Below are 22145 nucleotides of genomic sequence, written 5' to 3' on the forward strand. Positions count from 1 at the left end.
GGGCCCGTGGCGGAGGCGGCCGAGGCGGCGGGAGCGGCGCCGAGCGTCACGGCGCCGGCCAGGGCGGTGGCTGCGAGGTCTGCATGGCCTGCGGGGCCTGGGGGGCTTGAGGAGCCGCCATGGGCTGCTGCTGCGCGTACGGGTTGGGCTGCTCGCCCGGCAGCACTGGGTAGCCGGCCGGCCCGTTCCACCCCTGCGGCACCGGGCCGCCGGGCGCCGCGTACCCCTGGGCGACCGGCGGCCGGAAGCCGGCCCGGGCGTCGTGGGTCGACCGGTAGTCGACGGCGCCCTGCGTCATCCGCATGTACGCCTCCTCCAGGGACGCCTGGTGCGGGGAGAGCTCCCAGAGGCGGACGCCGTTGTCGTGGGCGACGTCGCTGATCCGGGGCAGCTCCAGACCGGTGACGCGCAGGGCGCCGTCGGGCTCGGGCAGCACCTGGCCGCCCGCCTCGACCAGCGCGGTGGTGAGTTTCTCGCGCCCCTCCGGCTCGGTGTCGGGGGTGCGGACGCGGGCGAAACCGGCCGAGTTGGCGGCGATGAAGTCCTGGACGCTCATGTCGGCGAGCAACTGGCCGCGGCCGATGACGATCAGGTGGTCCGCGGTGAGCGCCATCTCGCTCATCAGGTGCGAGGAGACGAACACCGTCCGGCCCTCGGCGGCCAGCCGCTTCATCAGATTGCGGACCCAGAGGATGCCTTCGGGGTCGAGGCCGTTGACGGGCTCGTCGAACAGCAGCACCTGCGGGTCGCCGAGGAGCGCCGCGGCGATGCCGAGCCGCTGGCCCATGCCGAGCGAGAAGCCGCGGGAGCGCTGCTTGGCCACGCCGTGCAGGCCGACCACGCCCAGCACCTCGTCCACCCGGGAACGCGGGATGCCGGCGAGCTGGGCGAGGGCCAGCAGGTGGTTGTAGGCGCTGCGCCCGCCGTGCACGGCCTTGGCGTCGATCAGCGCGCCGACCTGGCGGGCGGCGTTGGGCAGTTCCCGGAAGGGGCGGCCCCCGATGGTGACCCGGCCGGCGGTCGGCTCGTCCAGACCCAGGATCATGCGCATGGTCGTGGACTTGCCGGAACCGTTGGGGCCCAGGAAGCCGGTGACGGCCCCCGGCCGCACCCGGAAGTTCAGGTTGTGCACGGCCGTCTTGGCGCCGTAGCGCTTCGTCAGGCCGACTGCCTCGATCATTCTCCGCCCCTCGCGAGATGGTCGGGGCGAGTGCCCCCGTTCGGGTTAGGAGGATAACGAGGGGCTGACGGTTCCACGGAATGCCGTCCGGGGCGGGGGAGGGGGCGAGCGGAAGGCCCCCGGCGGTGTCAGGGGGACAGGTCGGCGTAGCGGACGTCGTCCGTTCCGGAAGCCGTCGGAAGGTCGCCTTCCGGGTGGATCCAGCCCTCCTCCCGGAAGATCCGGGCACCCTCCGCCCGGACCGTCTCCTCGGCGCGCGCCCGCTCCGTCCAGGCGCCGGGGTCGGGGCCGAGCAGGTTGCGCAGCCGCTTGGAGGAGCGCAGCAGCGCGGCGAGCAGCGCGCCCTGGTCCTCCGCGCCGGGGCGTGGCCGGCCGGTGGCCGGGTCCAGCAGCACGCCGTGCCGGGAGACGTAGAGGTAGGCGCCGCCGAGCCGGTCGCCGGAGGGCAGGGTTATCGGGAACGCCGCCCCGGGCAGCAGGACGCGCCGGTAGTGCAGCTCGGAGGCGTCCACGGCGGCCAGCTGGGCCGGGTCGAGCCAGCTGACCACCAGCCGCCGCTCGGCCGCCGGGTCGGCGTACGGCGCCGCGGCCACGTACCCGGCCCGCCCGATGTGGGCGGAGCAGCCCACCCCGATGCCGCGGACGGTCACCGGGACCATGGGCACGGCGGCCGGGAGCCGGTGCGCGGCCAGCTTGTGGCCCATCTGGGCGGGGGAGGCGTTGGAACCCACGGCCAGCACGGGGTGGCGGTGTCCGGTGACGAGCCGTCCCAGGGCGGTCAGCACGGCGTCCAGCGGGGGGCCGGTGCCGTCGGGCGGCGGCGGGGGAGCGGGGCCGGGGCGCGGGCCGGGCGCGGTGGCCGTACCGGGCGGCGTGCCGGGGCCGTCGGGTTGCCCGGTCCCGTCCGGGCCCGGGGCGCCGACGACCGGCCACGCCCCGAGCGGCCGGCCCGGGACGGCGCGCAGCGGCAGCAGCTCCGTCTCCAGCAGCAGGCACGGCTCCGGTGCCGGGCGGCCCGGGTACTCCAGGGGGCGCCGGAACGGGACGGCGTCGAGCCCGAGGGCGCGCAGGGACCGGCGCGTCACCGTGTCACGCGTCGCGCTTCTTCAGCACCACGTACCCGCCCACCAGGGCGGCGGCCACCCACAGCACCATGATCGCGAAGCCTCCCCAGGGCCCGTACGGGGCGTCGTCGTCGACGAGGACGACCTGCATGACCTTCTGCCCGGCCTTGTCGGGCAGGTACTCGCCGACCTTCTTCGTGGCCGAGACGTTCGCCAGGATGCTGGAGATCAGGAAGAAGAACGGCATCAGGACGCCGAGCGAGAGCATGGGGCTGCGCAGCATGGCCGCCACCCCCATGGAGAACATCGTGATCAGCGTCATGTAGAGCCCGCCGCCGACGACCGCCCGGAGGACGCCCGGGTCGCCGAGGTGCGCGCCGCGGTCGTCCAGCATCGCCTGCCCGACGAAAAAAGTGAGAAAGCTGGTGATCATGCCCACGACCAGCGCGAGTGCCGTCGCAATTGCGATCTTGCCGAAGAGGAAGAGACCGCGTCGCGGAACCGCCGCCAGTGATGTGCGGATCATTCCGGTGCTGTATTCATTGGCGACCACCAATACCCCGAAAACGATCAATGCGAGCTGGCCGAGTCCCATCCCCGCGAAACTGATGAATGTCGGGTCGAAGGCGAACCGGTCGCGCGGCGAGAGATTTTCGTAGTCGTTCTTGGCGAGTGCGCTGATCAGCGCGCCGAGCGCGACGGTCACCACGACTCCGGTGCCCAGCGTCCACACCGTGGAACGCACGGATTTGATCTTCGTCCATTCCGATCGCAGAACCTGTGCCGTGACCGCCATGATCAGGATTCCTTCCCGCGCCACTCGGCACCCCAGGACGGCCGCTCGGCGGCGGTCGCCGGCTCCGCGCCCGCCCCGGCCCGCGCGTGGTACTCCACGGACTCGGCCGTCAGCCGCATGAACGCCTCCTCCAGCGAGGCCCGCTGCGGGCTGAGCTCGTGCAGCGTGATCCCGTGCCGCGCCGCCAGCTCGCCCAGGTGGGCCGCGTCCTCGCCGGTCACGTCCAGCCCGCCCTCCGGGCCCGGCGCGGCCGTGATCCCGGCGCCCGAGAGGACGTCCCGGAGCCGCTCCCGCTCCGGCGAGCGCATGCGTACGAACGAACGGGAGTTCTGCGCGATGAAGTCCGCCATGGAGGTGTCGGCGAGCAGCCGGCCCTGGCCGATGACGATCAGGTGTTCGGCGGTGAGCGCCATCTCGCTCATCAGGTGCGAGGAGACGAACACCGTCCGGCCCTGTGCCGCCAGCCCCTTCATCAGCGTCCGGATCCAGTGGATCCCCTCCGGGTCCAGGCCGTTGACCGGTTCGTCGAACATCAGGATGCGCGGGTCGCCGAGCAGCGCCGCCGCGATGCCCAGCCGCTGGCCCATGCCGAGCGAGAACCCCTTGGCCCGCTTCCGCGCCACCGACGACAGCCCCACGGTGTCCAGCACCTCGCGCACCCGCGCGGGCGGGATGCCGTTGCTCTGCGCCAGACACAGCAGGTGGTGGTAGGCGCTGCGACCGCCGTGGATCGCCTTGGCGTCCAGCAGGGCGCCCACCGTCCGCAGGGGGTCGCGCAGTTCCCGGTAGTGCCGGCCGTCGATGCGGACCGTGCCACTGGTGGGGTTGTCGAGGTCGAGCATCATGCGCATCGTGGTGGACTTGCCCGCGCCGTTGGGGCCGAGGAAGCCGGTGACGATGCCGGGGCGCACGGTGCAGGTGAGGTGATCGACGGCGAGTTTGTCGCCGTAGCGCTTGGTCAGACCCTCCAGCTCGATCATTCATTCACGGTACGGGCGGGCCCGGGGCCTCGCCACCGGAAGGACGCCGTTCGCGAGGGACAAGGAAAGGGCACGGGCGCGCGGGACACGTCAGCGCGCCGTAAGCCGCCGCCGGATCCTCGGACGGCCACGACGCGCTGAGCGCGGGATCCCCCGAACGAATGTGGTGCTGTGTACTGCTGTTGCTGCTGTGGTGCGTTGCCGCTGCTGTGCTGCTCGGTGTTGCTTGATGCTGCTCGGTGTCGCTTGGTGCTGTGGTGCCGCTCTGTCCTGTCCGCGCCGCTGGTGTGCGAACCCGCCGAACTGCCCTCGTGCGGACCTCTCGCGGCTCCGCGGCCGTCTCTCGCCGCCGGTGAACCGCCGCGGTTCAGCGGCTCTGCTGGGCCGGGACGCCGCGCGAGATCGGCTCGTCGTCGCCGGGCACACCGGCCGCGGCCACCGCGGCGCCGGTCAGCGTGGCGAGCATCTCGCGGACGTTGGTGAGCTGGGCGTTGATGCTGTCGCGGCGGTTGGTCAGCGCCGCCAGCTCGCGCTCGGACTCGCTGCGGATGCGGTCCGCCTTGGCGTTGGCGTCGGCCACGATGTCCTCGGCCTGGCGCTGCGCGGTCTCCACCGTCTGGCGCGCCCGGCGCTCCGCGTCCGTCCGCAGCTTCTCGGCCTCCAGCCGGAGCTGCTCCGCGCGGTGCTCGATCTCCGCGAGCCGCTTCTCCGCCTTCGCCTGCCGCGAGGCGAGGTCCCGCTCGGACTGCTCGCGGCGCTTGGCCAGGTTGGTCTCGAAATCGGCCGCCGCCTGGGCCGCCTTGGCGCGCGTCTCCTCGAAGAGGGCGTCCGCCTCCTCGCGCTTGGACTGCGCGTCCTTCTGCGCCTCGGCCCGCAGCGTCGCCGCGTCCCCCTTGGCCTTCTCGACGATCCGGGCGCCCTCGTCCTCCGCCTTCGCCTTGCGGTCGGCGGCGAACGCCTCGGCGTCGTTGCGCACTTGCTGCGCCGCCGACTCCGCCAGCTCGCGGTGCTGCTCCGCCGCCCGGCGGGCCTCCTCGCGCAGGTCCTTGGCCTCTTCCTCGGCCAGCCGGAGGATCTTCTCGACCCGCGCCCCGAGCCCCGCGTACGACGGTTCCGCGTCATTGATCTGGGCCTGAGCGTTCTGCGTCTCGAGGTGCAGCTCCTCGATGCGCTTTTCCAGAGAGGTGATCCGGGCCAGTGCGCTGTCACGGTCGGCGACGAGCTTGGTAATGCGGTCGTCCACCTGGCCGCGGTCGTATCCACGCCGCACGAGCTCGAAGCCGAAGGGGGAGGAAGTGTCGCTCATGGGGTTCCTGTCGAAAGAGACCGGTGAGGTGATAAGGGAATCCTAGGGCGGTGAGCGGCGTCGCATGGAGCAGATCCTCGTACTCGGTTGGCGGATTGGGGAATTGTTCCCCTCGAATGAGTGGCTTACTTCTGGGACTGCTTGCCACCCGAACGAGTAGCGCCGGCTCCCGCCGTCGCCTTCACCCCGCCCTCCTTGGAGCCGCTTGCCCCAGGGGACTCAAATGATTCCAACGCCTCCAACACGTCCTGGACACGGGAAATCTCCGCGTTGATGTCCTCGCGGCGACGAACCAGTGCCTCCAACTCCGTCCGGCCGCCCTCGACCAGGCGCCGCGCCTCCTCCTCGGCCTCGGTGCGCAGGCGCTCCGCCTCGCGTACGGCCTCGCTCCGCAGCTTCTCCGCGTCGCGCACGGCGGCGTTCCGCTTCTGCTCGGCCTCCTTCAGCAGGCCCTCGGCCTTCTTCACCGCGGCGACGCGGACCTTGTTCGCCTCGCCGCCGGCGTCGGACACCAGCTGCTTCGCCTTCGCCTCGGCCTCCGCCAACTGCTCGGTGGCGGCCGCGACGAGCTTGTCGCAGCGCTCGCCGGCCGACTGCATGGCCTCCGCGGCCTCCCGCCGCGCCCGGTCGTGCAGCTCCTCGACCTCGGCCTCGATGCGCGCCCGCAGCTCCTCGGCGCGCTCCCTTATGGCGGTCGCGTCCCCGCGGGCCTCGGACAGCAGGGTGTCCGCGTCCGTACGCGCCCGCTCCACCAGCGCGTTGCCCTCGCCGGTGGCCTCGGTGACGATCCGCTCGGCCTCCCGGCGCGCGACGCCGACCATGGTGTCGGCCTGCTCCTCGGCCGCGGCGGCGGTCTTCACCGCCTCCTCCCGGGCCTTGGCGATCAGCGCGTCCGCCTGCTCGGCGGCCTCGGTACGCCGCTGTGCCGCCGCGTCCCGCGCCTCGTCGACCGTCCGCTCGGCCTCCTCGCGCGCCTCCGCGCGCAGCCGCTCGGCCTCCAGCACCGCGTCGGCCTTCAGCTTCGCCGAGTCGGCACGCGTGCTGTTGGCGTTCTCCTGGGCCGCGGCCAGCGCCGCCCGGGCCTCGGCGGCCATCCGCTCGGCCTCGGCCGTCGCCTCGGCGATCAGCTCGTCCGCCTGGCGGGCGGCCTCCGCGCGGCGCTTGTCGGCGGCCTTGCGCGCCTCGTCCGCCGTCTCGGCGGCCTCCTGGCGTGCCTGCTCCAGCGCCGCCGCCGCGTCGGCCCGTACCCGCTCGGCCTCGGCCTGGGCGTCCGCCAGCGTCCGCTCGGCCTCCGCGGCGGTCTCGGCGCGGTGCGCCTCCGCCGCCTCACGGGTCTCCTCGGCCGCGCGCGCGGCCTCGGCGGCCATCCGCTCGGCCTCCGCCGTCGCCTCGGCGACCAGCTCGTCCGCCTGCCGCCCGGCCTCCGCGCGGCGCTTGTCGGCCGCCGCGCGCGCCTCGTCCAGGATGCGGTCGGCGTCCTCCTGCGCCGAAGAGGTCAGCTCCGCCGCCTCGTTGACGATGCGTTCGGCCTCCGCACGGCCGTCCGCCCGCATCTTGTTCGCGTCCTCGCGGGCCTCGGCCCGGGCGCGCGCCGCGTCCTGCTCCGCCGACGCCAGCGCGTCCGACGCGTCCGTGCGCATCTGCTGCGCCTTCGCCGACGCGTCCGAGACCAGCCGCTCGGCCTCCGCCGTCGCCTTCGCGACCAGCTCGTCGGCCTGCCGCGCCGCCTCCACCCGGTGGGCGTCGGCCGCGTCCCGCGCCTCGTCCATGACCCGCCGGGCCTCGGCCCGCAGCGCCTCCGCGTCGGACGCCGCCTGGGCGCGCTCCGCCTCGGCGGCCTCCTCGGCCTCGTCCAGCACCCGGCCCGCGTCCGCGCGCAGCCGCTCGGCCTCGCTCGCCGCCTCCGCGATCAGCGCGTCCGCCTGCTCGGCGGCGTCCGACCGGCGCTTGTTGGCCGCCTCACGGGCCTCCTCCAGCACCCGCGCCGCCTCGGCCTCGACGCGCTCGCCCTCGGCGATCGCCTCCTCGACCGTGCGCTCGGCCAGCTCGCGGGCCGCCTCCGAGGCCGACTGGGCCTCGGCGCGGATCCGCACCGCGTCCTCCCGGGCGCTCTCGCGCTCGGCGTACGCCTCGGAGCGGACCCGGTCCGCCTCCTCCTGCGCCTCGGTGACCGTCCGCTCGGCACTGTGCTCGGCGGCCGACCGCAGCCCGGCGATCTCCTCCTCGGCCTGCTCGTGCAGGCCCGCGACGGACTCCCGGACCTGCTGGGCCGTCTGCTCCGCCGCGGACACCAGCTCGGCCGCCCGCTGCTCGGCCTCCTCGACCAGGCGCCGGGCCTCCTCCTGCGCCTCCGTGACCCGCTTGCGCGCCGAGGCCAGCAGCTCCTCGCTCTGCTCGCGCGCCGCCTCGCGCTCCGCCTGCGCCTCGGTACGGGCGTCGCCGAGCGTCTCCTCCGCCTCACGGCGGCGCCTCGCGGCCTCCTCCTGGGCGGCGGCCAGCTCCTCGGCGGCCTCCGCCGCCGTCCGCTCCGCCGCCGCGTTGGCCTCGGCGCGGATCCGGTCGGCGGCCTCCTGGGCCTCCGACCGCAGCCGCTCGGCCTCCTCGGCCGCCTCGGCGCGCATCCGCGACGCCGCCTCCTGGCCCTCGGCGCGGGCCGTCGCGGCCTCCTCGGCGGCCTCCGCGCGCTGCCGCTCGGCGTCCTCCTCGGCCTGCGCCCGCAGCGCCCGGGCCCGCTCCGCGGCCTCGGTCCGCTGCCGCTCGGTCTCCTCCGCGGCCTCCTTGCGCAGCCGCTCGGCCTCCGTACGGGCCTCGCGCAGCGCCTCCTCGGCGGCCTCGACCCGCTCCTCGGCCTCGGTCCGCAGCCGGGTCAGCTCCTCGGCGGCGTCCTCGCGCAGCGCCTCGGCGGCCTTCTCGGCCTCCGCGCGCAGCTTCGCGGCGGCCTCGGCCGCCTCGGCGCGGGTGCGCTCGGCGTGGTCCTCGGCCTCCTCGGCCATCTCCTCGGCCTCGGCCCGGGCGCGCTCCAGCGCCTCCTCGGCCTGCTCGCGCAGCCCGGCGGCGCGCTCGGCCGCCTCGGCCCGCACCCGCTCGCCCTCGGCCGTCGCCGCCGACCGCGTCTCGGCCGCGTCGGCCTTCGCCTTGGCCAGCAGCTCCTCGGCGGTCTTCGCCGCCTCCTCGATCTGCTGGAGCGCCTCGCGGCGCGCCTCGGCGCGGACCTTCTCGGCCTCGGCGACGGCGTCCGCGCGCAACTGCTCGGCCTCGCCGCGCAGCCGCCGCGCCTCCTCCTGGAGCTCGACGGTCTTGGCGCGGTACTCCTTGGTGTCGTCCTTCGCGGCGCCCTTGAGCTGCTCGGCCGACTCCTCGGCCTGCGCCCGCAGCCGCTCCGCCTCGGCCTCCGCCTCCTTGCGGATGCGCTCGGCCTCGGCCGCCGCCGCCTTGGTGGCGGCCCGGGCGTCCTCGGACGCCTTGGACAGCATCTCCTCGGCCGTCCGCGCGGCCTTCGCCAGCTGGGCGGCCGAGTCCTCGGCGGCGGCGCTGCGCGCCTTCTCCGCCGTCTCGGCCAGCAGCCGCTCGGCCTCCGCCGCCGCGTCGTCGCGCAGCTGCCGGGCCTCGGCCCGCAGCGCCTCGGCCTCCTTGGTGGCCTCGTTGACCAGCCGGGTGATCTCGGCGCGGGCGGCCCGGGTGCGCTGCTCGTTGTCCGTCTCGGCCTCGGACAGCCGCGCCGCGGCGGCCTGCGCGGCCTCGGCGACGACCTTGTCGGCCTCGGCGCGCGCCTCGCGCAGCGCCGTCTCGGCCTCCCGCATCCGCTCCTCGGCGGCGCGCGTCAGCTCGGCGGCGGCCGTTCTGGCCTGCTCGGCCTCGCCGCCGGCCTCGGTACGCAGCCGCTCGGCGTGGTCGGTGGCCTCCTGGGCCTGCTGGGAGGCGGCGGTCAGCAGCCGCTCGGCGTCCGTGCGCGCCCGGCGCAGGATCGCTTCGGCTTCGGCGCGGGCCTCCTCGGCGGCGGCGCCCAGCCGGGTGCGCGCCTGCTCGGTGAGGCGCGCGGCCTCGGCGCGGGCGGCGCTCAGCGCCTGCTCGGCCTCGGCGCGGGACTCCTCCAGGAGCCGGCGGGCCTGCGACTCCGTACGGGCGCGCAGCTGCTCGGCCCAGGCCACGTTCTCGTTGACGTGCGACTCGACGGTGGAGCGGCGCTCGTTGAGCTCCTCGTCCAGCCGCTGGCGGCGGGCCACCGCCTCGGCGTGCAGCTCGGCCTCCATACGGGCCTGCCGCTCGGCGTGCTCCTGGAGCAGCCGCTGCGTCTGGGCGCGCGCCTCCCGCAGTTCGCGCTCGGCGTCCGCGCGCAGCTGGTCGGCCTGGATCTGCGCGTTGCGCAGCAGTTGTTCGGCCTGGTAGTCGAGTCCGGCCGCGTCATAGGCGGGACGGTGGGCGAGGGTGCGGCGCGCCTCGTGCAGCTTGGCGCGCAACACCTCGACCTGGTAGCCGAGGTCGTCGGCGTGCTGGACCGCCTTCTCCCGCTCCTTCTTCAGCCGCTCCATCTCGGCCTCGAATTGCGAGAGGTGGTCGGTTTCAGCCCGCTGGCTGTCCTGGCGCTCGTAGCCCCGCACTGCGCGGTCCATCCGTCCCCTGGTCGCGTCGGTGGCCGGCCCCGTGCGTGGTGGTGGAACCCGGAGCCCGCCCTTCCGAAGAAATGGTGTCAGATCATCGGCACAGCCTGGGCCGGGCCCCACCCGTACCCCGGCCGAACCTGCACTCTACCGGCCGGGGCAGGTGTGGGTCAGTGCTCCTCGTCCGGGCGGGGCGCCGAGGTGACCAGTTCCGTGAGCACGCCGTGACAGTCCTTGGGGTGCAGGAAGGTGATGCGCGAGCCCATGGAACCGGTGCGCGGGGTGTCGTAGAGGACGCGGACGCCCTTGTCCCGTACGGCCGCCGCGTCGGCGTCCACGTCGGCCGTGCCGAACGCGATGTGGTGCACGCCCTCGCCGTTCTTCGCCAGCCACTTGCCCACCGCGGAGTCCTCCCGGGTGGGCTCCAGGAGCTGGAGGTAGGAGGCGCCGCCGTCCGAGGTCTCATTGATCTTCAGCATGGCCTCGCGTACGCCCTGTTCCTCGTTGACCTCCGTGTGGAACACCTCGAAGCCGTACGTGGCACGGTAGAACTCGACGGTGGTGTCGAGGTCGAAGCAGGCGATCCCGATGTGGTCGATGCGCGTCAGCATGGGTCCAGTGCACCGCCGCGCGGAGCGGTTACGCAACGTGCGCGCGATCACACCCGTCGCCCGATGACCGACCGGTGTACCGCTCAGTACATTGACGAGAACCACCGTTAACCGCCTCCGCCGAAGGAGCACCGTCCATGTCTGGTACGAACGGTTCGACCGCCCCCACCTCTGTGATCGTCGCCGGTGCCCGGACGCCCATGGGCCGGCTGCTCGGCTCGCTGCGCTCCTTCTCCGCGGCCGAACTGGGCGGTTTCGCCATCAAGGCCGCGCTCGACCGGGCCGGCATCGGCGGTGACCAGGTGCAGTACGTGATCATGGGTCAGGTGCTCCAGGCGGGCGCCGGGCAGATCCCCGCCCGCCAGGCGGCCGTCAAGGGCGGCATCCCCATGAACGTCCCCGCACTCACCGTCAACAAGGTGTGCCTCTCCGGCCTCGACGCCATCGCGCTGGCCGACCAGCTCATCCGCGCGGGCGAGTTCGACATCGTGGTCGCCGGCGGCCAGGAGTCGATGACCAACGCCCCGCACCTGCTGCCCAAGTCGCGCGAGGGCTACAAGTACGGCGCGATCGAGATGCTCGACTCCATGGCGTACGACGGGCTCACCGACCCGTTCGAGTCCATCGCCATGGGCGAGTCGACGGAGAAGCACAACACCCGGCTGGGCATCGGCCGCGAGGCGCAGGACGAGGTCGGCGCCCGCTCCCACCAGCGGGCCGCCGCCGCGCAGAAGAACGGCCTGTTCGACGCCGAGATCACCCCGGTCGCGGTGCCGCAGCGCAAGGGCGAGCCGGTGGTCTTCAGCAAGGACGAGGGCATCCGCGGGGACACCACCGTCGAGGTGCTGGGCCGGCTGAAGCCCTCGTTCAGCAAGGACGGCACCATCACCGCGGGCACCTCCTCGCAGATCTCCGACGGCGCCGCGGCCGTGGTCGTGATGAGCAAGGCCAAGGCCGAGGAGCTGGGCCTGGAGTGGATCGCCGAGATCGGCGCCCACGGCAATGTGGCCGGTCCGGACAACTCGCTGCACTCCCAGCCGTCCAACGCGATCCGGCACGCCCTGTCCAAGGAGGGGCTGACCGTCGACGATCTGGACCTGATCGAGATCAATGAGGCTTTCGCGGCGGTTGTGGTGCAGTCAACCAAGGATCTGGGGGTATCGCCGGAAAAGGTGAACGTCAATGGCGGCGCCATCGCGCTGGGCCACCCCATCGGCATGTCGGGCGCCCGTACGGTGCTCCACCTCGCCCTGGAGCTGCGCCGGCGGGGCGGCGGGGTCGGCGCGGCGGCGCTGTGCGGCGGCGGCGGCCAGGGTGACGCCCTGATCATCCGCGTCCCGGGCAAGTGACGGCCGGGCCCGGCGGACGGAAGCGGGAGGAGCGGCGATGGCGGACGTGACCGCGCTGGTCGAGCAGGCCCGGGCCGGCGGTCCGCGCGCCGTCGCCCGGCTGATCTCGCTGGTGGAGGGGGCGTCCCCGCAGCTGCGCGAGGTGATGGCGGCGCTGGCGCCGCTGGCCGGCGGGGCGTATGTGGTCGGCCTCACCGGCTCGCCCGGCGTCGGCAAGTCCACCTCCACCTCGGCCCTGGTCTCCGCCTACCGGCGGCGGGGCCGGCGGGTGGGAGTGCTGGCCGTCGACCCGTCGTCGCCGTTCTCCGGCGGCGCCCTGCTGGGCGACCGGGTGCGGATGTCGGAGCACGCCTCCGACCCGGGGGTCTACATCAGGTCGATGGCCACCCGCGGGCACCTGGGCGGCCTCTCCTGGGCCGCGCCGCAGGCGATCCGCGTCCTGGACGCGGCCGGCTGCGACGTGGTGCTGGTGGAGACCGTGGGCGTGGGCCAGTCCGAGGTGGACATCGCCTCCGAGGCCGATACGACGGTGGTCCTGCTGGCCCCGGGCATGGGCGACGGGATCCAGGCGGCGAAGGCCGGGATCCTGGAGATCGGCGACGTCTACGTGGTCAACAAGGCCGACCGGGACGGCGCGGACGCGACGGCCCGGGAGCTCAACCACATGCTGGGGCTGGGCGAGGCCCGCAAGCCCGGCGACTGGCGGCCCCCGATCGTCAAGACGGTGGCGGCGCGCGGCGAGGGCACCGACGAGGTGGTCGAGGCGCTGGAGAAGCACCGGGCCTGGATGGAGGAGAACGGCGTCCTCGCGGAGCGGCGCGCGGCCCGGGTGGCGCACGAGATCGAGCGCATCGCGGTCACGGCGCTGCGCTCGCGGATCGGCGACCTGCGCGGCGGCCGGGACGTGAGCGCCCTGGCGGCGCGGGTGCTGGACGGGTCGCTGGACCCGTACGCGGCGGCGGACGAACTGGTGGCGGGGCTGACGGCGGGCTGACGGCGGGCCCGTGCGGGGGCCGGAGCCGCCGTTTCCCGGCCGGCCCGGCCGTCCGTAGCCCTGGGGGCGCGGACGGCCGGGCCGTGGCCTCCCGGAGGTGTGACGGGGCCTGAGGTCTGAAGGCCCCCCGGGGTCAGCCCTTGCCCCGCGCGGCCCGCAGGTGGTCGGCCACCGGGGTCAGCGAGGTGTGCAGCGCCTTGAGCTCGCCGGGCCCCAGCAGATCGATGAAGTGCTGCCGGACGGACGCCACATGGTGCGGGGCCACCTTCCGCATGGTCTCCCAGCCCTGTTCGGTGAGGACGGCGAACAGCCCCCGCCGGTCGGACTCGCAGTTCTCCCGGCGGACGAGACCCGCGTTCTCCATCCGCGTGATCTGGTGCGAGAGGCGGCTCTTCGACTGGAGGGTCGCGGCGGCGAGATCGCTCATCCGCATCCGGTGGTCCTTCGACTCGGAGAGGTTGACCAGGATCTCGTAGTCGTTGTTGGTCAGTCCGAACGGCTGGAGGTCCCGTTCGAGCTGATGCATCAACAGCCGGCTGACGTCCAGGTGGGTACGCCAGGTGCGCTGTTCCTCATCGCTGAGCCAACGTGTGCCGTTCTCGGTGTCCATGGTGAGATTCTACCTAAGAAAGTTGAAAAGCGAACCAATTGGAATGTGGGGCCGGAACGGGAGGTCAGGCGTTCGACGTCACACTCCGCAGGGTACCGCTCACAGCCCGAAGCGGCGCTGGAGGTCTCCCAACTGGCCGGGGAGCCGGGGGGCGGATGGCTGGTTCCCGTGCGTCGAGGGCGTTCCGCCTCCCGGAACCCCCGCCTCGTCCGGCGGCGCCCCGGTGGGCTGCTCGGCCATCAACTGCTCACTGGACTGCAGCAGTACCGTGCCGGCGCCGACGAATTCGAATTGGTGCTCCTCGCCGGACGTCCCGCCCAGGCCGGTGAACATCCGTACCCCGCCCAGCACTCCGCGCATATACCCGTGGTCGTAGTGGTGGCAGGGCGAGGGGCAGTCCGCCCAGCCGACCAGCGCCTGCGGATCCACCCGGATCGGCGGCTCCACGAACACCACCGGACCGTTGGAGGCGGCGACGAACTTCCCGGTGCCGATGAGCGTCACGAACCCCGGGATGATCGACTGCTTCAGGGCCAGGGTCGGCTGGTACGCCAGCAGATTGCCGGAGCGCACCGTGAGGTTGCCCTCCTCCAGGTCGTACGAGTTGACGTCGAACGACCGGTCCGCGAGCAGCATCCTGCCCCGCCCCTCGGCGACCACCCAGTCCGCGGCGTGCAGCGGCGAGTGGAAGCTGGTGCGGATCAGCCGGTCCAGCGGGCCGTGGCCGATGCCGTGGAAGCTGATCTGCCCGAAGTAGGCGATCATCTTCCCCTTCTGCAGGAACCACTCCCCGTCGAGGTCCACGCTGAACGCGTAGGGGTTGACGTTGTCGTTGACCGGCAGGGTGTACGCGTCGTGGATGACCGGGCCGTTCACAGCTTCTCCTCCGAGGCCTGTACGTAGACCGTGCCGCTGCCGGACAGCTCCAGCTGGAACGCCTCGCCCGAGCCGCGGCCGATCATCTCCCGCCAGCCGATCGCCGTCGACAGCTTGTTCCGTACGTCGCCGCGGTGGGCGACGTACGCCTGGGGGTCGACGTGGACGGGCCGTTGGGGCTGGATCGGGAGCTCGACGAAGCCGCCGTGGGCCATCACCGCCACCGCGCCGTGCCCCTTGAGGGTCGTGGTGAACAGGCCCTGGCCCGTCACCTGGCCGCGCACCATGCCCATCACGCCGCCCTGCGACCCCATGAACATCGTGCCCTGCTGGAGCGAACCGTCGAACGCCAGCAGCCGGTCCGCCTCCACATAGAGGGTGTCGCCGGACAGCTCGATCACATGGACGTGATGACCGCCGTGCCCGAACATCACCGTGCCGCTGCCCTCCACCGTCATCAGCGGTGTGGCCTCGTTGGCGATCCGGCGGCCGATCATCCCCATGACGCCGCCCTGGCCGCCCGTGATGCTGGGCGTGAAGGAGACCTCGCCCTTGTAGGCGAGCATCGCCCCGCGCTGGCTGAACAGCCGCTGCCCCGGGAGCACCTGGGCCTCGACCATCCGCGAGTTCAGTGAACGGAACGGCATCAGACGTCACCCCCGAACGTGGTGCGCTCGCTCGGCTGCACGTACACCAGCCCGTCGCCCTCGAAGCGGATCTGGAACGCCTCGCCCGACCCCTCGCCCATGAACGTCCGGAAGTTCACCCCCGACTGGAAGTGCTGCCGGAGTCCGCCCGTGTGCGCGATATACGCCCCGGGGTCCACGGAGAGCGGCGTCTGCGGCGTCACCCGCAGCACGATCGCCGTGCCCTCCGAGAGGATCGCCGCCTGCCCGGTGCCCTCCACGGTCGTCGTGAACAGGCCGTTGCCCTGGGAGGCGCCGCGCAGACCCGTGAACGACGTGCCGGTGCGCAGCGCCGAGTCGGTGCAGAGGAGGTTGCTCGCCTCCACGTACAGCGTCTCGCCCTGGAGACTCACCAGGTTGATCTCGCTCGCCCGGTCGGCGAAGTAGCAGGTGCCGTGGCCCTTCACCTCCATGACCGTCATCTGTTCCCCCGTGAGCCGGCGAGTGACCATGCCGCGCAGGCCGTCACCGCCACCGGTCATCTTCTTGAATGTCATGTCTCCCTCGTACGCGACCATGGACCCGTTCTTGGCCTTGACCGCGTCGCCCGCCATGTCGACGGCGAGGATTTTGCTCCCTTGGAGCCGAAACTGTGCCACGCCTCGACGCTAGCGGGCGCCGGCGCCGCTCCGACAGGCCCCCGGCCCCGGAGAGACCCCGGAGTCGTCCCTGATAAGGCCCCTGGTATGGGTTCGAACGCCACCCGGATCCGGGGCTGTCGGCGGTAACTGCAACAATGGTCGGAACTTGTGAACGCACTCACAAGATCGCTGCAGTGCGTGACCGTCCCACCACTCCCGATGGAAAGGGTGCTTTCCCGTGGACCTCAAGACCGCCTCCGCTCTGCGCCGGCTCCGACTGATCTCCGCGCCCGAGGCCACGTCGTTCCTGCTGCTGATCACGTGCTCGGTCCTCAAGCGCACCACCGAGTTCAACGCCGTGCCCGCCATGGGCATGGTGCACGGCTTCCTGTTCGTGATCTACGTGCTCTTCTGGGTCGACGCCTGGAAACGGACCAAGTGGGACAACAAGACCGCCGCCCTCTACTTCGCCCTCTCGGTCGTCCCGCTCGGCGGCTTCTTCGCCGACCGCAAGCTCCGCCGTGAGGCCGAGGCGAGCGTCATGGCCGCCCGGGCCCGCAAGGAAGGCGTGGTCGGCGCGTGATCGTCGCTTTCTCCGTCACCCCGATCGGTGCCGGTGAGGACGTCGGCGAGTACGTCGCGGAAGCGGTCCGCGTCGTCCGCGCCTCCGGACTGCCGAACCGCACCGACGCCATGTTCACCTCCCTGGAGGGCGAGTGGGACGAGGTCATGGACGTCGTCAAGCGCGCCGTCCAGGCCGTCGAGGCCCGCTGCGGCCGGGTCTCCCTCGTCCTCAAGGCGGACATCCGCCCGGGCGTCACCGACGGCCTCACCGGCAAGGTCGCGACGGTGGAGCGCCACCTGGCGTCCTGACCGGGCGGCCCCTCCACTCCGAATCCACCCCGAACCCATCGGGACCGGCCCGGTGCCGCGGCCACCGGCGCCCGGCACCGGGCCGGTTCAGCCCTCGGCCACCGCCGTCCCCAGCCCCGTCCGCTCGTACAGCACCTGCCGTCCCCGCCGCCGCGCGGTCAGCAGCCCCGCGTCGCGGAGGACGGTCAGGTGCGCCGAGACCGACGAGAGGGCCAGGCCGTGCCGTTCGGCCAGGTCCGTCGTGGTCGCCGGGGCCGCGAGGCCGGCGAGCAGGGCCGCCCGGTTGGGGCCCAGCAGCCGGACCAGCGCGTCCGACGGCGCCGCAGGCGCCGCCCAGAGGCCGCCGATGCCGCGCGCCGGGTAGACGAGCGTGGCCTGCCAGGGCGGGTCGAAGCCGCCGACCAGCTTCGGCCAGACGAAGGCGCTCGGCACCAGCAGCAGCCCCTCGCCCCGCAGCGTCCGCTCGTGGTCGCCCCGGTTGTGGAGGGTCAGGGTGCCCGCCCGCCAGGTCAGCGCGGGGTGCAGATCCGCGAACAGCCGCTCCAGGCCGCCGTCCGCCAGCTGCCGGGTGCGGTACGCCACGTCCTCCTCCAGCAGGGCCCGGTGCCGGGGCCAGTGGGGGAGCAGCAGCGACCGCCAGGTCTGTTCCAGTACGTCCGTCAACTCCCGCAGGGCGGCGGGGTCGGCCAGCATCGCCCGGCCCCGCGCCGACTCCGCGGCCCCCGGCGTGTCGGCGAGGGACCGGGCCAGCTCCTCCCGCACCAGCTCCGGGTCCGCCGCCCGGACGCGCGCCAGCTCGTCCGCGAACGACGCCGACCGGTCCCGGGGCGGCGGGCAGAGGACGTCGGGCGCGTACCCGAGGCGCGGCATCAGCAGCCGGTAGGCCGAGAGGTCGATCCGCGCCGCCACCTTCCGCACGCGGCGCAGCCAGGGCCCGTAATACCCGTGCCGCTCCGACTGGTGCAGGGTGCGCAGCGCCTCCTGCGTCTCCCACAGCGGCGACACCGCGAAGCGGCAGCGCAGCAGGTCCTCGGGTCCGAAGTGCAGATGGAACGACATGGCCCCTCAGTCGATCGTGCCGGTCCGTCATCATTCGTGCCGGTCGGTACCAGCCCGTGTCGGTTCGTCCCGCGCCCCCGCGCGGGCGGATTCGTCTGAGTCCGAAACATTAGATCGGGCCCTCGGCGGCCGGGACGCTTCGGGCATGGACTCCTCGTCTTCCATCCCCCCGACGCCCCCCGCGCCCTCCATACCTCCCGCGCCCCCTGCCGCCCCCGCGCCCCCGCCCTCCTCCGTCGAGCGGGACGCCCCGCCCGCCCGGTCCGGCTACGCGGCCGTCTTCGCCGTGCCGGAGTTCCGGGCGGTCTTCGCCGCGCACCTGCTCTCCCTGCTCGGCATCGTGGTCTGCGAACTCGCCCTGTCCGTCCTGGTCTACCGGATCACCGGATCGCCGCTGCTCAGCGCGCTCACGTTCGCGCTCGGTTTCCTCCCGTACCTCGTGGGCGGCACCCTGCTGTCCGGCATCGCCGACCGGTACCCGGCCCGCCGCGTCCTGGTCTGCTGCGACCTGCTGTGCGCCGGGGCGGTGACGGTGATGGCCCTGCCCTGGACGCCGGTCGGCGCCCTGCTGGTGCTGCGCTGTGTCAGCGCCCTCGCGGGACCCGTGTTCAGCGGCACCCGGGCGGCCACCCTCGGGGACATCCTCGGCGAGGGCGACCTGTTCGTCCTGGGCCGGTCGCTGATCCGGCTGGTCTCCCAGGGGGCACAGCTCGCCGGGTTCGCGGCCGGCGGCCTGCTGCTGACCGTGCTCCCGCCCCGGCGGGCACTCCTGGTGACGGTGGTCGGATTTCTCGCCTCGGCGCTGCTGCTGCGGCTGGGCACCCGCCGCCGCCCGGCGCGTGCCGGCGGGGGAGGGGGCCTGGTGCGGGCCTCGCTGACGGGCACCTGGCGGCTGGTGGCCGACCGGCGGATACGGGGGCTGGTCCTGCTGGTCTGGGTGCCGCCGTTCTTCCTCGTCGCCCCGGAGGCGCTCGCCGCCGCGTACGCCGACGCCGTCGGGGCCGGTCCGGTCGGGCTGGGGCTGCTGATGTGCGGGATGCCTATCGGGGCGATCGTGGGGGAGGCCCTCGCGGGCGGCCTGCTGGGGCCCCGGGCCCGGGAGCGGGCCGCGCTGCCGGTGGCCGTCGTCTCGCTGCTCCCCTTCCTCGCGTTCGCCTGGCGCCCGTCCGTCCCCTGGGCGCTGCCGGCGCTGGCCCTGGCGGGTGCGGGGACGCTGTACACACTCGGCGTGGACCAGTGGTTCGTCCGCGCGGTCCCCGAGGAGCTGCGCGGGCGGGCGATGACCTTCCAGACGGCCGGTCTGATGACCGTCCAGGGCCTGGGCATGGCCGTCGCGGGGACGGCGGCCGAGTTCACCCCGCCGTCGGCGGTGATCGCGGGCGCGGGGGCGGCGGGGGCGCTCGCGACGGCGGCCGTCGCCTGGTCGGTCCGCTCGGAGCGGCCCGCCGCCCGGCGCCCCGGGGCCCGGTCCGGATGCCGGAACACCGGCGCCGGGGGAGGGGCCGGGCGATAGGGTCGTGGCGTGTCCAAGCCGCTCAGCCTCCCCTTCGACCCCATCGCCCGCGCCGACGAACTCTGGGAGCGGCGCTGGGGTGCGGTGCCCTCCATGGCCGCGATCACCTCGATCATGCGGGCCCACCAGATCCTGCTCGGTCAGGTCGACGCCGTCGTCAAGCCGTACGGACTGACGTTCGCGCGCTACGAGGCGCTGGTGCTGCTCACCTTCTCCAAGGCCGGCGAGCTGCCGATGTCGAAGATCGGGGAGCGGCTGATGGTGCACCCCACGTCGGTGACCAACACGGTGGACCGCCTGGTCACGGCCGGGTTCGTGGACAAGCGCCCCAACCCCAGGGACGGGCGCGGCACCTTGGCGTCGATCACCGACAAGGGGCGCGAGGTCGTGGAGGCGGCGACGCGGGACCTGATGGCGATGGACTTCGGTCTGGGCGTGTACGACGCGGAGGAGTGCGCGGAGATCTTCCGCATCCTGCGGCCGCTGCGGGTGGCGGCGTCGGACTTCACGGAGGAAGCGGCGGCGGAGTAGGGGGAACCCGGCGGCGGAGCGGGGGTGACCCGGCGGCGGAGCGGGAGCGTCCGTATGCCCTCCGGCGGGGCCGCGCGACACGCCCCGCACCCGTCTCACCAGGCACCCTTCACCCACGCCAGGGGCGGCGAAGATCGCCCCGGATGGTGCCGTTACGCTCTCCCCCATGAAGCGCTCCGTCCTGACCCGCTACCGTGCCCTGGCCTACATCACCGGCGTGCTGCTGGTCCTGCTGACGATCGGCGTGATCGCCAAGTACGGACTGGACATGGACGGTGTGGCCGGCCCCCTCCGGGTCGTCGCCATCGCCCACGGCTGGCTCTACGTCCTCTACCTGGTCTTCGCCTTCGACATGGGCTCCAAGGCCAAGTGGCCGTTCGGCCGGCTGGCCTGGATCCTGCTGGCGGGCACCATCCCGACGGCCGCCTTCTTCGTCGAGCGCAAGGTGACCCGGGAGCTGGAGCCCCTGTTCGCCGACGCCGAGCCGGCGCCTTCCCCCGCCGCCTGAGTCCTTCCCCCGGCGCCTCTCCCGCCGCCCGGCCGTCCGCCGGCCGGCGGGGACGGCGCCACGGAACGGACGGCCCCGGACGCCCCTTGTGTCCGGGGCTTTCTTGCGCGACGATTTACTAGGACGTCCTAGTAGTTTTCCAGTCGGGGCGTCCCGGGACGGCCCGCGACGACGGGGGCCGCCCGGCGGTCGAGTCCCGCGCGGGTCGCGCGGGAGCCCGGAGAGGCGGACGGCACCACCATGGACGCAGCATCCATCGAAGCGGGACGCGGACGCTGGCAGGCCCGGTACGACGCGGCACGCAAGCGGAACGCCGACTTCACCACCCTGTCCGGCGACCCGGTCGACCCGGTCTACGGGCCCCGCCCCGGCGACACCTACGAGGGCTTCGAGCGCATCGGCTGGCCCGGCGAGTACCCCTTCACCCGGGGCCTGCACCCCACGGGCTACCGGGGCCGCACCTGGACCATCCGCCAGTTCGCCGGCTTCGGCAACGCCGAGCAGACGAACGAGCGTTACAAGATGATCCTGGCCGCGGGCGGCGGCGGCCTCTCGGTCGCCTTCGACATGCCCACCCTGATGGGCCGCGACTCCGACGACCCCCGCTCGCTCGGCGAGGTGGGCCACTGCGGCGTCGCCATCGACTCGGCCGCCGACATGGAGGTCCTGTTCAAGGACATCCCGCTCGGCGACGTCACCACCTCGATGACGATCAGCGGCCCGGCCGTGCCGGTGTTCTGCATGTACCTCGTCGCCGCCGAGCGCCAGGGAGTCGACCCGGCCGTCCTCAACGGCACGCTCCAGACCGACATCTTCAAGGAGTACATCGCTCAGAAGGAGTGGCTGTTCGGCCCCGAGCCGCACCTGCGCCTCATCGGCGACCTGATGGAGCACTGCACCCGCGCCATCCCCGCCTACAAGCCGCTCTCCGTCTCCGGCTACCACATCCGCGAGGCGGGGGCCACGGCCGCGCAGGAGCTCGCGTACACCCTGGCCGACGGCTTCGGCTACGTCGAGCTGGGGCTGAGCCGCGGCCTGGACGTGGACACCTTCGCGCCCGGCCTGTCGTTCTTCTTCGACGCGCACCTCGACTTCTTCGAGGAGATCGCCAAGTTCCGCGCGGCGCGCCGGATCTGGGCCCGCTGGATGAAGGAGGTTTACGGCGCGAAGACGGACAAGGCCCAGTGGCTGCGCTTCCACACGCAGACCGCCGGCGTGTCGCTGACCGCGCAGCAGCCGTACAACAACGTCGTCCGTACGGCGGTGGAGGCCCTCGCCGCGGTCCTCGGCGGCACCAACTCCCTCCACACCAACGCCCTGGACGAGACCCTGGCGCTGCCCAGCGAGCAGGCCGCCGAGATCGCCCTCCGCACCCAGCAGGTGCTGATGGAGGAGACGGGCGTCGCCAACGTCGCGGACCCGCTGGGCGGTTCGTGGTTCGTCGAGCAGCTCACCGACCGCATCGAGGCCGACGCCGAGAAGATCTTCGAGCAGATCAAGGAGCGCGGACTGCGCGCCCACCCCGACGGCAGGCACCCCATCGGCCCGATCACCTCCGGCATCCTGCGCGGTATCGAGGACGGCTGGTTCACGGGCGAGATCGCCGAGAGCGCCTTCCGCTACCAGCAGTCGCTGGAGAAGGGCGACAAGCGGGTCGTCGGCGTCAACTGCCACGAGGGGTCCGTCACCGGCGACCTGGAGATCCTGCGCGTCAGCCACGAGGTCGAGCGCGAGCAGGTCCGCGTCCTGGCCGACCGCAAGGCGGCCCGCGACGACGCCGCGGTCACGGCCGCCCTGGCCGCCATGCTGGCCGCGGCCCGAGACGGCTCGAACATGATCGAGCCGATGCTGGAGGCGGTCCGCGCCGAGGCCACGCTCGGCGAGATCTGCGACGCGCTGCGGGACGAGTGGGGGACGTACACGGAGCCGGCGGGCTTCTGACCCCGGGCCCCTGAAAAGTGTTCGAAAAGCCCGGTCGCCGAGGGTTAGGGTGACCGGGCTATTCGATCAAGGGGCAGGTCTCCGACCTG

General features: G+C 73.3%; 20 protein-coding genes. 8 read left to right on the forward strand and 12 right to left on the reverse strand.

Going from position 1 to position 22145, the window contains the following annotated elements:
- Positions 1-46: 46 nt before the first annotated feature.
- The 7 genes from ACSNOK_RS10530 to mce form a co-directional block, all read right to left on the reverse strand.
- A complete protein-coding gene (locus tag ACSNOK_RS10530) occupies positions 47-1180 on the reverse strand; it encodes an ABC transporter ATP-binding protein (RefSeq protein WP_436780342.1) in 1134 nt (377 codons plus the stop codon).
- Between the two features lie 128 nt (positions 1181-1308).
- Positions 1309-2265 (reverse strand): hypothetical protein, encoded by a 957-nt coding sequence (locus ACSNOK_RS10535; protein WP_436780343.1) that lies wholly within the window; start codon positions 2263-2265, stop codon positions 1309-1311.
- 4 nt (positions 2266-2269) lie between these two features.
- Positions 2270-3040: an ABC transporter permease subunit gene (locus ACSNOK_RS10540; RefSeq protein ID WP_436780344.1), complete on the reverse strand. Its 771-nt coding sequence runs from the start codon at positions 3038-3040 to the stop codon at positions 2270-2272.
- A gap of 2 nt (positions 3041-3042) precedes the next feature.
- The gene (locus ACSNOK_RS10545; protein ID WP_436780345.1) at positions 3043-4020 is read right to left on the reverse strand and encodes an ATP-binding cassette domain-containing protein; all 978 of its coding nucleotides are present in this window, start codon (positions 4018-4020) and stop codon (positions 3043-3045) included.
- Positions 4021-4387: 367 nt separating this feature from the next.
- Entirely contained in the window at positions 4388-5326 is a 939-nt protein-coding gene (locus ACSNOK_RS10550; protein ID WP_004952125.1) for a cellulose-binding protein, read from the reverse strand.
- Between the two features lie 125 nt (positions 5327-5451).
- A complete protein-coding gene (gene scy, locus ACSNOK_RS10555; protein ID WP_436780364.1) occupies positions 5452-9924 on the reverse strand; it encodes a polarized growth protein Scy in 4473 nt (1490 codons plus the stop codon).
- A 170-nt stretch (positions 9925-10094) separates the two neighbouring features.
- Positions 10095-10535: a methylmalonyl-CoA epimerase gene (gene mce / locus ACSNOK_RS10560; protein WP_436780346.1), complete on the reverse strand. Its 441-nt coding sequence runs from the start codon at positions 10533-10535 to the stop codon at positions 10095-10097.
- A gap of 173 nt (positions 10536-10708) precedes the next feature.
- On the opposite strand from mce, the gene ACSNOK_RS10565 reads away from it, so the two are divergent.
- Both ACSNOK_RS10565 and meaB read left to right on the forward strand, forming a co-directional pair.
- Positions 10709-11884 (forward strand): acetyl-CoA C-acetyltransferase, encoded by a 1176-nt coding sequence (locus ACSNOK_RS10565; protein WP_436780365.1) that lies wholly within the window; start codon positions 10709-10711, stop codon positions 11882-11884.
- A gap of 37 nt (positions 11885-11921) precedes the next feature.
- Positions 11922-12878, forward strand: a complete 957-nt coding sequence (gene meaB / locus ACSNOK_RS10570; protein WP_436780347.1) for a methylmalonyl Co-A mutase-associated GTPase MeaB — start codon at positions 11922-11924, stop codon at positions 12876-12878.
- Between the two features lie 133 nt (positions 12879-13011).
- Here the strand turns inward: meaB and ACSNOK_RS10575 are convergent, their stop codons facing one another.
- The 4 genes from ACSNOK_RS10575 to ACSNOK_RS10590 all read right to left on the reverse strand — a co-directional run bounded on the left by ACSNOK_RS10575 (position 13012) and on the right by ACSNOK_RS10590 (position 15649).
- Positions 13012-13488, reverse strand: a complete 477-nt coding sequence (locus ACSNOK_RS10575; protein ID WP_436780348.1) for a MarR family winged helix-turn-helix transcriptional regulator — start codon at positions 13486-13488, stop codon at positions 13012-13014.
- A 99-nt stretch (positions 13489-13587) separates the two neighbouring features.
- Positions 13588-14364 carry an AIM24 family protein gene (locus tag ACSNOK_RS10580; RefSeq protein WP_436780349.1) on the reverse strand — a complete coding sequence of 259 codons (777 nt, stop codon included), beginning with the start codon at positions 14362-14364 and terminating at the stop codon, positions 13588-13590.
- Positions 14361-15011: an AIM24 family protein gene (locus ACSNOK_RS10585; protein WP_436780350.1), complete on the reverse strand. Its 651-nt coding sequence runs from the start codon at positions 15009-15011 to the stop codon at positions 14361-14363. Before ACSNOK_RS10585 ends, ACSNOK_RS10580 begins: the two co-directional genes overlap by 4 nt.
- Entirely contained in the window at positions 15011-15649 is a 639-nt protein-coding gene (locus ACSNOK_RS10590) for an AIM24 family protein (protein WP_436780351.1), read from the reverse strand. The genes ACSNOK_RS10585 and ACSNOK_RS10590 overlap by 1 nt, the downstream gene beginning before the upstream one ends.
- Before the next feature lie 220 nt (positions 15650-15869).
- On the opposite strand from ACSNOK_RS10590, the gene ACSNOK_RS10595 reads away from it, so the two are divergent.
- Together ACSNOK_RS10595 and ACSNOK_RS10600 are read left to right on the forward strand one after the other, a co-directional pair.
- On the forward strand, positions 15870-16214 hold the full coding sequence (locus ACSNOK_RS10595) for a DUF3817 domain-containing protein (protein ID WP_436780352.1): 345 nt from the start codon (positions 15870-15872) through the stop codon (positions 16212-16214).
- Complete coding sequence (locus ACSNOK_RS10600; RefSeq protein ID WP_436780353.1) at positions 16211-16504, forward strand: MTH1187 family thiamine-binding protein; 294 nt, start codon at positions 16211-16213, stop codon at positions 16502-16504. The genes ACSNOK_RS10595 and ACSNOK_RS10600 overlap by 4 nt, the downstream gene beginning before the upstream one ends.
- 87 nt (positions 16505-16591) lie before the next feature.
- On the opposite strand, the gene ACSNOK_RS10605 is transcribed toward ACSNOK_RS10600, so the two are convergent.
- Positions 16592-17563 carry a DUF5937 family protein gene (locus ACSNOK_RS10605; RefSeq protein WP_436780354.1) on the reverse strand — a complete coding sequence of 324 codons (972 nt, stop codon included), beginning with the start codon at positions 17561-17563 and terminating at the stop codon, positions 16592-16594.
- Between the two features lie 145 nt (positions 17564-17708).
- On the opposite strand from ACSNOK_RS10605, the gene ACSNOK_RS10610 reads away from it, so the two are divergent.
- The 4 genes from ACSNOK_RS10610 to ACSNOK_RS10625 all read left to right on the forward strand — a co-directional run bounded on the left by ACSNOK_RS10610 (position 17709) and on the right by ACSNOK_RS10625 (position 22056).
- On the forward strand, positions 17709-19076 hold the full coding sequence (locus ACSNOK_RS10610; protein WP_436780355.1) for an MFS transporter: 1368 nt from the start codon (positions 17709-17711) through the stop codon (positions 19074-19076).
- Between the two features lie 9 nt (positions 19077-19085).
- Positions 19086-19607 carry a MarR family winged helix-turn-helix transcriptional regulator gene (locus ACSNOK_RS10615; protein ID WP_436780356.1) on the forward strand — a complete coding sequence of 174 codons (522 nt, stop codon included), beginning with the start codon at positions 19086-19088 and terminating at the stop codon, positions 19605-19607.
- 166 nt (positions 19608-19773) lie between these two features.
- Positions 19774-20115: a DUF3817 domain-containing protein gene (locus tag ACSNOK_RS10620; RefSeq protein WP_433023312.1), complete on the forward strand. Its 342-nt coding sequence runs from the start codon at positions 19774-19776 to the stop codon at positions 20113-20115.
- Between the two features lie 240 nt (positions 20116-20355).
- Positions 20356-22056: an acyl-CoA mutase large subunit family protein gene (locus ACSNOK_RS10625; protein ID WP_436780357.1), complete on the forward strand. Its 1701-nt coding sequence runs from the start codon at positions 20356-20358 to the stop codon at positions 22054-22056.
- Positions 22057-22145: the final 89 nt, after the last annotated feature.

The organism is Streptomyces sp. URMC 126 (genome assembly GCF_051386555.1).
In the GTDB taxonomy this organism is placed as follows: domain Bacteria; phylum Actinomycetota; class Actinomycetes; order Streptomycetales; family Streptomycetaceae; genus Streptomyces.